At 45.1% G+C, this 14128-nt stretch carries 13 protein-coding genes; 4 read left to right on the forward strand and 9 right to left on the reverse strand.

All coding sequences use genetic code 11. From position 1 onward, the window contains the following. Positions 1-21: 21 nt before the first annotated feature. From AB4517_RS14575 to AB4517_RS14585, 3 genes are all read right to left on the reverse strand, one after another. Positions 22-927: a LysR family transcriptional regulator gene (locus AB4517_RS14575; RefSeq protein WP_102320893.1), complete on the reverse strand. Its 906-nt coding sequence runs from the start codon at positions 925-927 to the stop codon at positions 22-24. A 95-nt stretch (positions 928-1022) separates the two neighbouring features. Then, positions 1023-1859 carry an SGNH/GDSL hydrolase family protein gene (locus AB4517_RS14580; RefSeq protein ID WP_017061675.1) on the reverse strand — a complete coding sequence of 279 codons (837 nt, stop codon included), beginning with the start codon at positions 1857-1859 and terminating at the stop codon, positions 1023-1025. Positions 1860-1946: 87 nt separating this feature from the next. Further along, complete coding sequence (locus tag AB4517_RS14585; RefSeq protein ID WP_017061674.1) at positions 1947-2459, reverse strand: RNA methyltransferase; 513 nt, start codon at positions 2457-2459, stop codon at positions 1947-1949. Positions 2460-2734: 275 nt separating this feature from the next. On the opposite strand from AB4517_RS14585, the gene AB4517_RS14590 reads away from it, so the two are divergent. After that, positions 2735-4396, forward strand: coding sequence for a methyl-accepting chemotaxis protein (locus AB4517_RS14590; protein WP_372148518.1), 1662 nt, complete (start codon positions 2735-2737; stop codon positions 4394-4396). Between the two features lie 114 nt (positions 4397-4510). Here AB4517_RS14590 and AB4517_RS14595 read toward each other — a convergent pair whose 3' ends face one another. After that, entirely contained in the window at positions 4511-5380 is an 870-nt protein-coding gene (locus AB4517_RS14595; protein WP_372148519.1) for a LysR family transcriptional regulator, read from the reverse strand. Positions 5381-5589: 209 nt separating this feature from the next. On the opposite strand from AB4517_RS14595, the gene AB4517_RS14600 reads away from it, so the two are divergent. After that, complete coding sequence (locus AB4517_RS14600; RefSeq protein ID WP_017064934.1) at positions 5590-5937, forward strand: DUF3316 domain-containing protein; 348 nt, start codon at positions 5590-5592, stop codon at positions 5935-5937. Positions 5938-6111: 174 nt separating this feature from the next. On the opposite strand, the gene AB4517_RS14605 is transcribed toward AB4517_RS14600, so the two are convergent. Next, positions 6112-7749 (reverse strand): methyl-accepting chemotaxis protein, encoded by a 1638-nt coding sequence (locus tag AB4517_RS14605; protein WP_372148523.1) that lies wholly within the window; start codon positions 7747-7749, stop codon positions 6112-6114. A 259-nt stretch (positions 7750-8008) separates the two neighbouring features. Here AB4517_RS14605 and AB4517_RS14610 point away from each other — a divergent pair, with 259 nt between their 5' ends. Continuing rightward, the gene (locus tag AB4517_RS14610; protein ID WP_017071370.1) at positions 8009-8434 is read left to right on the forward strand and encodes a DUF3010 family protein; all 426 of its coding nucleotides are present in this window, start codon (positions 8009-8011) and stop codon (positions 8432-8434) included. Positions 8435-8538: 104 nt separating this feature from the next. Here the strand turns inward: AB4517_RS14610 and AB4517_RS14615 are convergent, their stop codons facing one another. Continuing rightward, positions 8539-9438: a DMT family transporter gene (locus AB4517_RS14615; RefSeq protein ID WP_372148520.1), complete on the reverse strand. Its 900-nt coding sequence runs from the start codon at positions 9436-9438 to the stop codon at positions 8539-8541. Between the two features lie 124 nt (positions 9439-9562). Between AB4517_RS14615 and AB4517_RS14620 the strand changes: the two genes are divergently transcribed. After that, entirely contained in the window at positions 9563-10990 is a 1428-nt protein-coding gene (locus AB4517_RS14620; RefSeq protein ID WP_372148521.1) for a PLP-dependent aminotransferase family protein, read from the forward strand. Positions 10991-11104: 114 nt separating this feature from the next. Here AB4517_RS14620 and AB4517_RS14625 read toward each other — a convergent pair whose 3' ends face one another. From AB4517_RS14625 to AB4517_RS14635, 3 genes are all read right to left on the reverse strand, one after another. Further along, positions 11105-11653 (reverse strand): carboxymuconolactone decarboxylase family protein, encoded by a 549-nt coding sequence (locus tag AB4517_RS14625; RefSeq protein ID WP_372148522.1) that lies wholly within the window; start codon positions 11651-11653, stop codon positions 11105-11107. A 237-nt stretch (positions 11654-11890) separates the two neighbouring features. Then, positions 11891-12460: a GNAT family N-acetyltransferase gene (locus tag AB4517_RS14630; RefSeq protein WP_017064937.1), complete on the reverse strand. Its 570-nt coding sequence runs from the start codon at positions 12458-12460 to the stop codon at positions 11891-11893. Next, positions 12461-13696: a MerR family transcriptional regulator gene (locus AB4517_RS14635; protein WP_017069793.1), complete on the reverse strand. Its 1236-nt coding sequence runs from the start codon at positions 13694-13696 to the stop codon at positions 12461-12463. It abuts the gene before it with no gap. Between the last annotated feature and the right edge of the window lie 432 nt (positions 13697-14128).

The following is a 14128-nucleotide window of genomic DNA, read 5'->3' on the forward strand; positions in this document are numbered from 1 at the left end:
ATTTATGGCGAGCCTATAACCTTAAGTTATAGGGTGAGTATGGATTTTCAATGAAGCGATAAATTGCTTAACGGAAATCGACTGAGGGGTGTGCTCTGCGCAAAGCATCGATACCGAAAATTGGATGTCTGGTTGAAGCGGCAACACACAGACCGCATCGTCATTTTGATATTGCTCTGCCGTCCACGGATCAACAATCGCAAACCCCGCTTGGTGCTTGACCAGTTCCGCAGCGGCGCTATACCCACGTACAGATATCGGGTGGTGATAATGCTGCTCACGTGCAATAAGGCGTTGATGTAACAGGAGGCCTAATGGATCGCGGCTATCGAGCCCGATGATTGGCAGCGGATAATTGATCAGATCATCTAACGTTAATTCCGCGGGGAAATGATCAACCGTATTGGAAGGAACCAAAACCTTTAGTGATTCGGTTAATAGCGTTTCACTTAATATCGCAGGCGGTGCTTCATCGCCAAACGCGATAGCAATATCAAGCTCATGCTTTAATAGCCCAGCGCACAGTTCATCACGGTTTGCTGTCAGCAACTCAAAAGAGAGATCTTGCTTACTGCCATTTTGCTCGCGAGACATTTGGGCGATTACCGGAGTCAGTAATTTAGTCGCTAAAATCGGCGGCGCACCAATGCGTAAATGCTGATGGCCTTGCTTCACTTTGTTGGTCAGAGATCGAAATTGCCCCAATTGCTGATACACCTTTTCCGCTTCTGGCAGTAAGGTTTTTGCCTCAACCGTTGGCACCAACCGCCCTTTAACTCGTTCGAATAAGCCAAACCCAAGTTGTTGCTCCGTGTGCGCCAAAATACGGGTCACGTTTGGTTGCGACACATGCAAGCTGCGCGCGGCTCCAGATACGGTTCCGGTCTGCATAATGGCGTAAAAGACTTCCAATTGTCTTAGGTTCACATTGATGTCCTTATGGTTCGCGAAACAAATCTAGGGTTTGGCTTTTCTTGTATTAGCTAAGCTGTTTATCGGTCTAGCTAGCGTTTTGCGTGAGTCTATTTTAGTAGCTCAGCTATCGTAGGTTGAAGTATCTCAGCCCAAGTTTGATAAGCCTTCGCATTCAAATGCAGATCATCACACGAGTACTTGTTCGACAACAGCTTATTAGGCGACAATACTGAATTCACATCTAAGAACGCAATGCCTTGCTGTGTACAGTACTCGCTTAGCTTGCTATTGAGCAGTTCAACCGACGGATTTAAACCTTGCAGTTTAGAGCCAACATAAAGCGTTGATTGCACCAATATGCGAATCTCATTTTCTTGCCACACCTTAAGCATATCAATGTAGTTCTGGTAGATATGGTCGACATCATAACCCTGAGCTAAATCGTTTATCCCTGCCATAAAACACACCAGCTTTGGCTTCACATTCAACGTGGTATCAATACGGCGCAACATGCCAGTTGTGGTGTCACCCGCTAAGCCACGGTTGACCATCGAAACATCGCGAAAGATATCCGCCCACGGGGCCCATTCGGTGATCGAATCACCAAACATGACTAGGTCTGCACTTGGGGAAAAATGGCGATGGTTATCTGATGTCATGATGTAACGACTCATACTGTGGCCTCGTTGCTGAATCTCAGACTGAAGAGCGACTGCCTTGAGGATCTCGCTATCTGGCGTGGCGCTATCAAATTGAGCTAGCAATCCTTCGATATGAGGCTTAAAAGGGCTAAGACGAGTACTCAGTTGATGATGTTCTTTAAGGGAAGATAACCTCTCTAGTAATGCATACAAAGAGCGGTTTTGACCAACTTCTTGGAATAACTGATAGAGATCGAGGACAGAGTGTTGCTGTAGCGCGGCAAGTAATTGCTTGTCTTCCATGGTGTTATCTAACCCTTCAATTATCTGATGATGAACTCAAGATAATATCCGATTGCGTACGGGATAGATAACACTAGAAGCAGAGAATTACTTTTCTTTGATTAGCAGATGGTTACGGTTATCACGGCTTTTCTTAATCAGTTCGTTGCTCTCATCCATTTCATCAGATTTAGCAAGACGATCGTAAAGCAGCACATTCACTGTCGCTGCCAAGTTCATGCAGCCAACTGTTGGTACGTACACAACATGATCGGCTCTGTCGGCGACATCTTGAGAAATAGAGCCGTCTTCAGGGCCAAAGATATAAATGGCATTTTCTGGGTGTTTAAAACGCGGTAGTGGTGTTGCACCTTCTGCGAGTTCTACGCAAACGATCTTAGTTTCTGGATCAAGATTGTCTAAAAACGACTCAACACCAGTCAACGGGATAGTACGCGCAGCACTCTTAGTATCGGTGTGGAATTTTGCGGCTTTTTCGTAGCGTTGCCCTGTGTATTTAACTTCGTCGACTTGGTAACAACCAGCCGCACGCATAACAGCACCAACGTTTGTCGGGCTCTTTGGGTTAGTTAAACCAATAGTCACATGGCTTTTGTTCATGAATCTTTCTCACTTAACGAATAGACATAGCAGGGTGCTACAAAGCGTCGCATTCTAACAAAGCAGCGTCGAATTCAAAAGCATCGATACAAACTCACTTTTTCGCGCTTAAGCCTCTAGTTGCAAGGCTTCTCACCCCAAAAACCTAACCGTCATCATATTTATAAAACAAAAACACTCTAGGATAACAATTAAACAACAAGCCCATTTACATTTTGAAACCACATTAATAATGTGTTGAAAATTGCATGAGACAATCACACAGGAAGCGTGACATGACCCTAACCATCAAAAACCGCCTTTATATTCTCTCTTTTATTCCACTGCTACTGATGGCAATTGGGATGATGAGCGTGACGTATATGAAGAGCACCGAGCTAACCGCACAACAAGTAGAATCGACGCGTAGCAATATGATGGCGATGAAAGAAAAGGAACTTAAAGCGTATCTGCAAATGGCTCAATCTTCTATTAGCCCGTTCTTGGAAAGAGGTGCAACATTAGAAGAAGCCTTACCGACATTAAGAACTCTCGAATATGGCGAGTCTGGCTACATCTTTGGCTACGACTCTAAAGGCGTTCGAGTAGTTGTTGGGCAAAATAACGATGGCATTGGTAAAAACTACTACGACCTGCAAGACAAAAAAGGCAACTACCTGATTCGTGACTTGATCAAGAACTCAAAGCTTGGTGAGTTCACCACCTACTACTTTCCAAAACTTGGTCAATCAGAAGCTCTACCGAAACTGAGCTACTCGATATTCGTTCCCCAGTGGGACTTGATGCTAGGCACAGGTTTTTATACTGACGACATCGATGCTGTAATCGCAGAGATGAAAGAGAGCTCGAATGTCGCGTTACAAAGCTCATTGACGGCGATCGCTATATTCTGTGGTTTGATTGCCCTAGTAGTTGCTGCGTTTGCCGTTGCCGTCAACCGCACAATCATGCGACCACTCGAGCAGTTTGATCGTTCAATCAGCGCATTCGCGAGTGGCGAAGCCGATTTAACCGCTCGAATGGAAACATTTAAAGCGCCTGAGTTCACTAAGCTCAGCGAGAACTTCAACGCCTTCGTGGCAAGCCTTCAAACCATCATTCGCAGCGTAAGCGATGTCGGTCAGCAAGTCGTAGCCGAGACATCTAGCATGTCTTCTCGCGCTGCGCAGGTCGACGAGATTGCTACTGGGCAACGTGAAGAGACTGAACAAGTTGCAACGGCGATGACTGAAATGACCACAACGGCGCAAGAGATCTCGAGCAACGCTAGCCAAGCGGCGGATTCCGCTAAACTTGCAGAGGGCAATGCCAAAGAAGCGCAACAGATAGTAAACGCCGCTGCAGATTCGGTTGCAGGCCTAGCGAGCGAAGTATCAGAAGCCAACACTGTCGTGTCTCGTTTAGAAGGTGATGTGCAGAATATCTCCTCTTCGTTGGCGGTCATCCAAGACATTGCCGAGCAAACTAACCTACTCGCGTTGAATGCCGCGATTGAAGCTGCACGTGCAGGCGAACAAGGTCGTGGGTTTGCTGTGGTTGCGGACGAGGTTCGTAAACTGGCAAGCCGCACTCAAGAAAGCACTGGCGACATTCACAAGATGATTGAGCAACTTAAAGCTGCCTCAGATGCTGCTGTGAAAGCGATGGATTCAAGTCAAAACCGAAGTGCGCAAACCGTGGAAGAAGCGAATGCCGCAGCCAAAGCACTGGCGAAGATCCAAGCGTCGATTGATACCATCATGGACATGAACTCGCTTATTGCGACAGCCACTGAACAGCAAAATATTGTAGGACAAGAAATATCTCAACGCATTGTGGTGATTTCAGATCAAAGCTCGCAATCGGCTGCACTAGCAAACCAAAACCGTGCAGGTAGCCAAAACCTCAACAGTCGTGCCAATGAGCTGTACCACTTGGTGGATCGCTTCACAGTCTAATGTCGAGCAGGTGAACACTCCTCAACGTTCAAAGCTATCCTCTCTAAAGTAATCGGGCTTCAGAATCTCTATTCTGAAGCCCGTTTTTTATCGGTGGAGGCTTTAGGTCATAAACTAATCCAACTGCTCAGAAAGGAAGTCCACCAGCAAGCGCACCTTAGAAGATAAGTTACGATTCTGTGGATAAAGTGCCCAAATACCCTCTTTGTCATCACGATAATCAGACAACACTTCAACCAACTCACCAGACTCAAGGTCTTCACTCACATAATATTCTGGTAATTGCACTAAACCGATGCTTTGCTTGGCTGCATCTAGCAAAGCCAAACCACTATTGCACTTGATACGTCCATTAACTCGCACTGCTCGTGGGCGTTTGTTTTCTTTAAAACGCCAATGTTCAAATCCACCGACTAAACATTGGTGATTATTTAATTCTGATAATGTATGCGGCTCGCCATAACGTTCAATATATTCAGGGCTTGCACATACATAAAGTTGGCGTTGAGACAGCCTCTTTGCCACAAGGCTTGAGTCTTCCAAGCGGCCAAGACGAATCGCAACATCAACACCCGAATCGATAAGATCGAGCTTTTGATTGGTCAGCATCAGCTCAAGCTCTACTTGCGGGTGAAGCTTTAAGAATTGATGCAGTATTGGGGCGAGTTGGCGCTCACCATAAGTCACAGGCGCGGTGACTTTCAGTAAGCCTTTGGGTGTGGATTGCATCTGCGTGACCGCAAGCTCAGCAATTTCTAAACCTTCGACCAACAACTTACATTGTTGGTAATAGAGTTGCCCAGCCTCTGTAAGAGACACCTTTCGAGTCGTTCGATTGAGCAGTTTCACTGCGAGTCGTTCTTCGAGGTTTGCTACTCTACGACTGATTTGAGCCACCGACGTAGCGAGCTTCTGCGCCGCACCAGTAAAGCTTTCACGCTCTGCCACTGCAACAAACTCACTTACCCCTTCCCAATTGGCCATGCCTTTACCTTATGCTGAACTTTGGTTACCCATACAGTGTATTGAAGTTAGATATCAGTGTCACCTTGCTTGATATGCGCTGTGCATTAATCTTCGGCACCTATAGTCATTCCCTTACAGAACCATATTTTTGTCCTAACATTAACCTCATCCCCTATTGCTAGGGTGAGAATCTCTAAAACACTGGTACAACAAAGTAAGGTATCCCTTTGAAGAAGTTAATCATACTTGCATCAACTCTTGTACTCAGCACCACTGCGTTTGCAGCAACTAAAACAACAATTCAAGAAACAACGCTAAAATCTGACACATATGCTAGTGAAGTCGAAGCATACGATGCAGGCACCAACCTTATGGATGAGTTACGCGCAAAAACACCTTTTGAGCTTTCAAGAGAACTGCCACAGTTCCAACAGACAACCAAATACGATTCGTTCAAGATTGATGATGCAAATATGGAAGTGAAAAAGATCACTAACATGAACGGCGACATCCACTACCAAGCGAACGTAAAAGTGGACTACCGTTACACATACAAAGACGGTCTTAGCAGCTAACACTGAGTGATTGATCAGGTCTAAAAACTGATCACCTAGTCAAAAGACTGATCACCTAGTCAAAAAGAAAGCCCGCACTCATAGAGTGCGGGCTTTTTGTCGTTCACCGCTGATTAATGGGACTCAATACGAGCAACCATTATCAGCTCATATTCGTCTGTCTAATTTTGAAAATTACACTTCAAACTGAGACACAAGGCTATCTAGCGCTTCACACTGTTCAGCCAATGCCATACATGCATTTTCTGCGCTGCTTGCCATCTCAACCATTTGCATGGTGCTTTCAGCGATGCGTTGAACATTCTTATTCACTTCTTCAGACACTTGAGACTGTTGCGAAGCCGCCGTAGCAATTTGTGTGTTCATGTCATTCATCTTGCCAATTGAGTTACGAATCTCACTCAATGAAGATGCTGCAGTTCCTGCTTGAACAATAGTTTTCTCGCCACTCACTTTGCTTTCAGTCATCACACCAACCGCGTGTTTAGCACCCACTTCTAAGCGTTCAATCATTGATTGGATTTCGCCAGTGCTGTCTTGAGTTTTACTCGCAAGCGCTCGAACTTCATCAGCCACAACCGCAAAGCCACGGCCTTGTTCACCCGCTCGTGCCGCTTCAATAGCCGCATTCAAAGCAAGTAGGTTGGTTTGTTCTGCAATACCTTTGATCACGCCAAGGATTGAGGCGATGTTCTTCACGTCTGTATCTAGTTCTTGAACCACACCGCCCGCGTTCTCGATATCTTGCGCAAGGCGTTCAATCGAAGTCACGGTCAAGCCAAGCGTGGTGTCTGCCGATTCCACTTCATGATTGGCAACATTACTGGCGGTTGCCGCATCTAATGCATTACCACTCACCACTTCACTGGTTGCTTGCATCTCATGAACCGCCGCCGCGACTACTTCACTTTCACGCTGTTGGTTCGATGAAAATTCAGCAACACTTTGCGTGAGTGATTTGATGTTTTCCATCTCGCCACGTACTGCGTTCGATGTGAGAATAACTTGCTCCACGGTGACATGGATCTTGCCAACAAACTGGTTGAAAACAGAACTCAAACGAGCGATCTCGTCATTACCTTCGACCTTCATACGTTGAGACAAGTTACCGTCGCCCGATGCGATCTCATTCATCGCTTTCTCTACGTTCTGGATTGGCTGAACGATAAAGCGATTCGATAACCACATAGCGAAAAATGCAGCGAAAACAGCAACGGCCATACCTACTTCAATGATCAATTTGCTTGATTCAATAGAGTCATCGGCTTGCTGGCGAAGCTCTTTCTGTTTCAATTCGATCAGAGTTCGGATATCGCGCAGTTGAGTACGAATGATCGCAAACTCTGCGTCAAGCGCTGGCGAGTAATCAATATTGTATTGGTCTGCGTTTGCTGGATCAGCGAACATTGGCTCGTGCAGTGCCACCCACTTGCTCATCGCGTTAACAAGCTTTGCTAACTCGCCACGTGAAGATGGGTCCAACACGCCCGCTTGATACAAGGTTTCGACACTTTGAAAACGAGGAACCGCTTTGTAAGCGTTGTCTTTAAATTCAAACTTTTGGTACTCGACCGCCGCTTGGTCTTTCGCAAGCAACAGACCTTGTGCCGAAGCGATAATTTGGTAGATATCTCGGTAGCCATCTTCTAGGTTATCTAGCACTGGCTGAACCACATTATTGAGCTCGTTATTAATCGCAGCCTGAGCATTAGATCTAATGACATTAAGCACAGTAACGGTAGAAAAAACAATCACAATCACCAACAGCGGGATCGCGATTTTACTCTTAATCGAAAGATTATTGATATTCATTGGGATTAATAACCACACTTCAAATAGGGATGCGCGCGCAATATACAGCACACATATAAAATCCCGCTAAGCTTTTGTGAGCTTCATCTCATAGCAAACGATACCGTAAATTCGCGTGATGCTTTTTCAATCAAAGGTTAACTTTCGGCGACTAAAATACTCTCTGATTTAGACTTATTTGCTGCTGATACGCGCAAATACTGGAGAAGTGTTAGAAATAACACCATAATGTAGGGCTCTAAAATAAGTAGGTAAGAACATGAAAATTTGTGGTGTTGAAATCAAAGGTAACGATGCAGTCATCTGTCTTCTTTCTCTGTCAGACGGCGTATTTAACATTCCTGATTGCCGAGTTTCTAAGGTTGCGATTAGCGACGCAAACGACACACAGAATATGAAAGACTTTCAATTCTCTTTTGCAAAGTTAATGGAAGATTACCAAGTAGAAAAAGTTGTAATTCGCCAACGTCAGACTAAAGGCAAATTTGCTGGCGGTGGCTTCGGCTTCAAACTAGAAGCAGCAATTCAGTTGATCGACGGCCTAGACGTAACCGTTGTATCACCTGCTGACATCAAGGAGAGCCTTAAGCGCAACCCTCTTATGATGAAGTTCAAAGAAACTGGCCTTAAGCAATACCAAGAAGCACCGTTTACAACGGCTTACGCTTGTTTGATGAAACGCTAGTCATCAATCGCTAGCGAAAAAATGAGTAAAAAAAGAGCCTGCATTGTCAGGCTCTTTTTGGTTTCTAGTCATCGATTTTTAGTAGGATGAGTTTGGTATACAAACTACCGCTCTAACACTGTTCGCCTACGAGCCTTAATTAACTCAGGCTTTTTCACCACCAAATAAACCGCCGCAGCAGACAAGGCAAAGCCCATCGCGCCATACATGTCGAACGACTCACCGAAAATAAGCCACGCTTGGATTGCTGTCGTCGGTGGCACCAAGTAAAAGACCGAAGCCACACTTGAAGATGCACCGTGCTCTACCATGTAAAGCAACAATAGGATGGCAACACAAGACAGAACGACCACCAGCCAAATTAGAGTCAACGTGAATTCTATCGTCCAGTTTACTTGCATAGTTTCGTAACGCATTGCGAACGGCAGAAACAACGCGGCAGAAGCCAAATATTGCACCATCGCACCGCCGACCATATCTGTCCCCTGACAGAAGCGCTTCTGATACAAAGTGCCGCAGGTAATACCCACCAAAGAAACCAAACACAATAACGTTGCCAAGCCTTTTTGGTCGTCTGACTGCCATTCAATATTGCCCATCAACACCAAACTAATACCCGCAAAACCAAGCGCTAACCCCAACCACTGTGCAAAATTAAAACGCTGCGAAGTACAGCTGATCATAATCAATGCGGTAAGAATCGGTTGTAAGCCAACAAGTAGAGAACTCAACCCGGCGGGCATACCTATATCAATCGCCAGATAGGTGCCACCAAGGTAGAAACCATGAATCAAGATGCCAACCACACTTGCGTGTAAGAATGCTCGACCACGAGGAATACGACGCTTAAGGATTGCAATCAAAACCAAGAACAGCGCCACGTTGGCTACCATCCTCAATGAAAGTAATGTTGCGGGTTCGGCATATTCAACACCAAGACGTGCGCCGACAAAACCTGACGACCACAATATTACAAACACAAACGGAATCATTTTAATCAGCATTACAAACCTCTGGTCAACTCTTCATCAATGCTGTTACCTTAGTTGGGTACAGATAACTAATATAGATACAGATATAACACTTTAAATGGTTACAGATTGAGAGTGTGCAACGAGGGAGAAACACGTGGAAGCAGAACTCAGCGGCAATAAATACCTTGCTACCGAACAACATATTAAGGCTCAGATCGATAAGGGACTCTTTCATCCAGACGATCGTCTTCCCTCAATCCGTCAACTAAGCGAACAGCTTGGCGTGAGCAAAAATACCGTAATTCGCGCCTATCAAGAACTGGAAGCCACAGGCTGGGTTTATTCAGTACCTAAATCTGGCTATCGCGTGAAAGCACCGAACACCACCAGCTGGGATGCATCAAGCCAACCTCAAAAAGTCGATCTGTTGTCTGTCACCAAATCGGTACTCTCTCGTCCAAAAGGTCGCCTGAAACTGTTGGCAGGCTCCGCGCACCCGAACATCAACAATCCTGCGATTCGTAGCTTGTATGCCGAGATTGGCCGTCACAGTCGATTACAAACTCAGCTTCCCGGTTATTACCAATTACCCCCCGGCGACGAGCAATTAGTAAAGCAATTGTTAAAGATCACTCATGATCTTGGTGTGCCTGCGGGATCGAAAGAGATTGCGATTACTCATGGTGCTCAACAGGCTATCAGTTTGGCTTTACGTGCGCTCACCAAGCCCGGTGACATCGTGGCGGTCGAGTCACCGTGTTACTTCGGCAATCTACTTTTACTTGAATCGCTTGGATTGCAAGCCCTTGAAATCCCAAGCAGCGTTAGCCACGGTATTGATATACCATCCCTACAGAGTGCGTTGGACAAATGGGAAGTGAAAACCTTACTGCTAACGCCAAACTTTACTAATCCAACCGGTTCACGGATGCCATTGGCGAATCGAAAAGCATTACTGGAGATCACCGGATCTTTGCCAATTATCGAAGACGATGTGTTCGGTAGCTTGGCGTTCGATACACCAATCGCTAGCCTCAAAGAGCTTGATGACCAAGATAGAGTCATCTACGTCAACTCACTGTCTAAAACCTTAGACTCACGCTTGCGAATCGGTTGGTTATTGTCGGGGCGCTACCAACCTTTAGTCGAAAAGTACCTTTTATGCGACAACATGGGCAGCTCAAACCTGATGCAATCCGCGGTAGGGCAATTCCTCACTACCGGTAAATATCGCAGCCACTTATCCAAAATGAAACGGCTCTACCAAACCAACCAAAAGCAATTCCAAAGCCTGTTAATACAAGCACTAGATAGCCACCCACACCTTGTCGGGCAATACCACCTATCAAAACCGGAAGGCTCTTTTTTAAACTGGATAACACTGCCTGAATCGGTCGATAGCTACGCAGTCTATCGAGACTGTTTAAAGCATAAGTTGGGGATTTTACCCGGAACAGTATTTGGCACCAACGACCAATATAAACACTGCTTGCGCTTTACTGTTGCCAACATTGAAGAGAGCAAAGAGTGGAAAGAAGGGCTTGTGACACTAGCGAAAATAATCGCTAAGCACGTGCGTTAGGTTACCTTTCTAATTACCATTTAGACCAAAACAACAAAGCCCCATTCAACTGAGTGGGGCTTTCATCATTATCATATCTTGAGTTGCTTAAATACGATGGTTAGTTAAATACGATTACCCTTGCCAAGCGAACTGTTCAAAAACTTTGTCGACTGGCGTTTTAGCAACGTGGTTTACGTAATTACTGATCACTTTCTGAGACAGGCCAAGAATCACTTCTAGCACTTGTTGCTGACCGTAGCCCGCTTCGAAAAATGCTGCCATTTCACTTTCAGGCACATTGCCGCGGTTACGTACCATGCTCAGCGTAAAATCATGCAGGGCTTGCAGCTTTTCAGTGGGTAAAGCTGTGCGATTACGCAGTGCTTCGGTGATTGCAGGATCAACCTTCATTGAATGTGCAATGCCAGTGTGTGCAGGAACGCAGTAGTGGCATTCGTGTTCAACGTTGATGGTTTGCCAAACAACCGTTAGCTCTTCAGCCTCGAAAGATGAGTCACTAAACGCCTGATGAAGCTGAGTGTAAGCCTTAAGTGTGTTTGGAGATTCAGCCAACACACCAAACAAGCCCGGCACTCTGCCCATCTGCTTTTTAGCGCCCTCAAGAATAGGTTGGCTTTGCTCTGGCGCGGATTCTACTGAGTGAATTTTGAAGTTGCTCATTGCTCTATCCCTATCAATTTTCGGTTCTAAAGTTATTCAATCACGGAGCAATTAATGAATGTTCTCCGTTGGTGTGAAAACAATATAGATCAAACAAGAACGATCGTTCAAGTGTTATTTTGAACAGTTGTTCAATTTATACATTGAAGCCAGAAGAATGTCTTCGTTCATAACAAGAAAGCCCAACAGGCAAACACCTGATGGGCTTTCTCTTTTTCTCAATTTTTTTGCAAGCGGCTACCAATATTCTGCGTGGGCCAAGCCTTTAACACAGCTCGACTTGCCACTTGTTACTTTAATTTCACCACCAGTCAACGATTGAGCCAACCAACCGTGAGAGAAACTCAATTCAAAGGGCGCAGGGACTTGCTCAACGGTAATTTGCTCAAAGCCCACTTTTGAATAGTAGTTAGGATCACCGTACGTCACTGCAAGCTCAATACCCTGCTCTTTTAGGAGCTGCAAACCGGAGTTAATCAGGCGCTGACCAATACCACGCTTTTGCACCTGAGTGCTCACCGCGACTGGCGAAAGCAAATATGCCTTGGTTTCATCGTCAAATGAAAGCGACGTAAAGATAATCGAGCCTACAATCGTACTATCCGCATCCGACTCACTAGAATCATCTTCAACAACAAAGCAAAATAGCTCTGTCGGAGCTGTGGTCGTTAAAAGATCGTTGGCAAGCTCACCCAAAGTTTTACCTTCGTTCTCACCTTCTGAATCCGTAAAGGTTTGAGTGAAAACTTGAGTGATCGTTTCGATTTCATTTGAATTATATTGCCTAAATTTCATGGTGTTACTCATTTACTTTAATTTCTTGAGCACAAAGAACTGATAATCAAAATCACGTTGTTCAGAACCTTTCGAAGGCTCTTGACCCAAACCGTTCTTTGATGTGCTGCTATCGAAAAATTGTTTAACTTCATTGTCGCAATCGACGAGCGCTTTTGAGTTCGGCATCGTTGCTTTAAGCGCTTCTATTCGCTTTTGAAAGGGCTGGTAATACGCAAGCCAACCAGCGTCACTCATTGCAAAGTGATCCAAAACTTCATAACCCGCTGCTTTTGCCTGTTTAATACGCTCGGAAACCGTCGTCATGTCCGGGTACTCTTTCTGCCAGAACGCTTTGCTCGATTCGTTAGGTTGTTCGGTATTCCACACCAAATCATTAACGACCAATATGCCGTCATCACTGAGTAAATTTCGCCACTGCTTTAGCGCCTTTTCAACACCCATGATGTAAGCGCTGCCTTCCGACCAAATTAGGTCAAACGACTTAGCTTCAAACGGCAGATCCATCATGCTCGCGCATACGGTTTTGACGTTGCTTTCTAAGCCAAGAACCTGTGCTTGCTGAGTCAGAACATCTAAACTCGGTTGATCATTATCTACCGCCGTTATTTGCACATCCACTTGATGTTCTACTAAGGCTTTCGCTAACACAGAGGTGGCAATACCTTTACCACAACCGATCTCAAGCACACGTTTAGGAGAAACCGAAACGTGTACCAACGCCGCTAAAGTATCTTCCGCTGTTCCTGGCCCTAAACGCTGTAAACCCTCAAAGATCACCTCAAAATCCGCCATGTACTGGTCATGATCGTTCATGTCTTTTGAAAGCCATTTCAGTCGCAGTGCTTGCTTCTCATCAAAGCCTTGCTTAATGAGCCAATCGAGATGCGCATCAGGCGCCACCTTGTCCATCGATTCATGCCAATCTTGCAAACCACTCTCGCCTAACAAGGCCGATAAAAGATCTCTCGAACGCTGTTTCTGAGCGATCTCTTCGTCCAATTGTTCGAGTCGGTTTTGTAACAAGGAGCGGTCAACCTTGGCATCCAAACACGCCTGACACTCTTTCAACGTCAGTCCACCCGCTTGTAACTGCTGCAACAATTTCACACGCTGCAAGTCGCGTTCGGAATAACTTCGATAACCATTATTGGTGCGTTGAGCTTCTATCAAACCCAACTTTCCATAGTACAAAAGCGTTGAACGGCTCAGGCCAACGAGCTCCGCTAATTCAGATATGCGATACATCCACTTCTCCCTCATTTCAGTAGTAAAGATAAACTATGAAGTTGTAGTCAGGTCAACAGAATTTTCGACACTTTTCTCGTTCTTTACCTATTTACCTTCAAATTGATAAAGCGATCTGAGCGTGTCTTTTACCCATAGAACGGTTAGTCATCGACATTGCCTGAACGGGATTCAGGAAAGGAGAAGTATTAAACTTGATGAATTGAAAACAATTAGCTCATAAACATACTTCTTTTTAACTGAATTTTGCCAATTTCTAAATCATTCAATAATGGACGAACGTTAACTAAACGATAAATAAACTCACCGAGTGAATACTTAAATCAACCACACATATACACCAGAAATTCCTGCTTAAATTTTTTAGAAAAATTCAAAATTTATTAGAAATTAACCCCTAACTTTACTGAGTATTTTGTTAGTCTTGGAAAC

It is taken from the genome of Vibrio sp. 10N.222.52.C3 (assembly GCF_041474195.1).
In the GTDB taxonomy this organism is placed as follows: Bacteria; Pseudomonadota; Gammaproteobacteria; order Enterobacterales; family Vibrionaceae; genus Vibrio; species Vibrio crassostreae_C.

Excerpts from the sequence above, each read along its gene's own strand:
- AB4517_RS14580 (WP_017061675.1), bottom strand. The coding sequence starts at position 1,859 with ATGGAAGACAAGCAATTACTTGCCGCGCTACAGCAACACTCTGTCCTC.
- AB4517_RS14585 (WP_017061674.1), bottom strand. The coding sequence starts at position 2,459 with ATGAACAAAAGCCATGTGACTATTGGTTTAACTAACCCAAAGAGCCCG.
- AB4517_RS14590 (WP_372148518.1), top strand. The coding sequence starts at position 2,735 with ATGACCCTAACCATCAAAAACCGCCTTTATATTCTCTCTTTTATTCCA.
- AB4517_RS14595 (WP_372148519.1), bottom strand. The coding sequence starts at position 5,380 with ATGGCCAATTGGGAAGGGGTAAGTGAGTTTGTTGCAGTGGCAGAGCGT.
- AB4517_RS14605 (WP_372148523.1), bottom strand. The coding sequence starts at position 7,749 with ATGAATATCAATAATCTTTCGATTAAGAGTAAAATCGCGATCCCGCTG.
- AB4517_RS14610 (WP_017071370.1), top strand. The coding sequence starts at position 8,009 with ATGAAAATTTGTGGTGTTGAAATCAAAGGTAACGATGCAGTCATCTGT.
- AB4517_RS14615 (WP_372148520.1), bottom strand. The coding sequence starts at position 9,438 with ATGCTGATTAAAATGATTCCGTTTGTGTTTGTAATATTGTGGTCGTCA.
- AB4517_RS14625 (WP_372148522.1), bottom strand. The coding sequence starts at position 11,653 with ATGAGCAACTTCAAAATTCACTCAGTAGAATCCGCGCCAGAGCAAAGC.
- AB4517_RS14630 (WP_017064937.1), bottom strand. The coding sequence starts at position 12,460 with ATGAGTAACACCATGAAATTTAGGCAATATAATTCAAATGAAATCGAA.
- AB4517_RS14635 (WP_017069793.1), bottom strand. The coding sequence starts at position 13,696 with ATGTATCGCATATCTGAATTAGCGGAGCTCGTTGGCCTGAGCCGTTCA.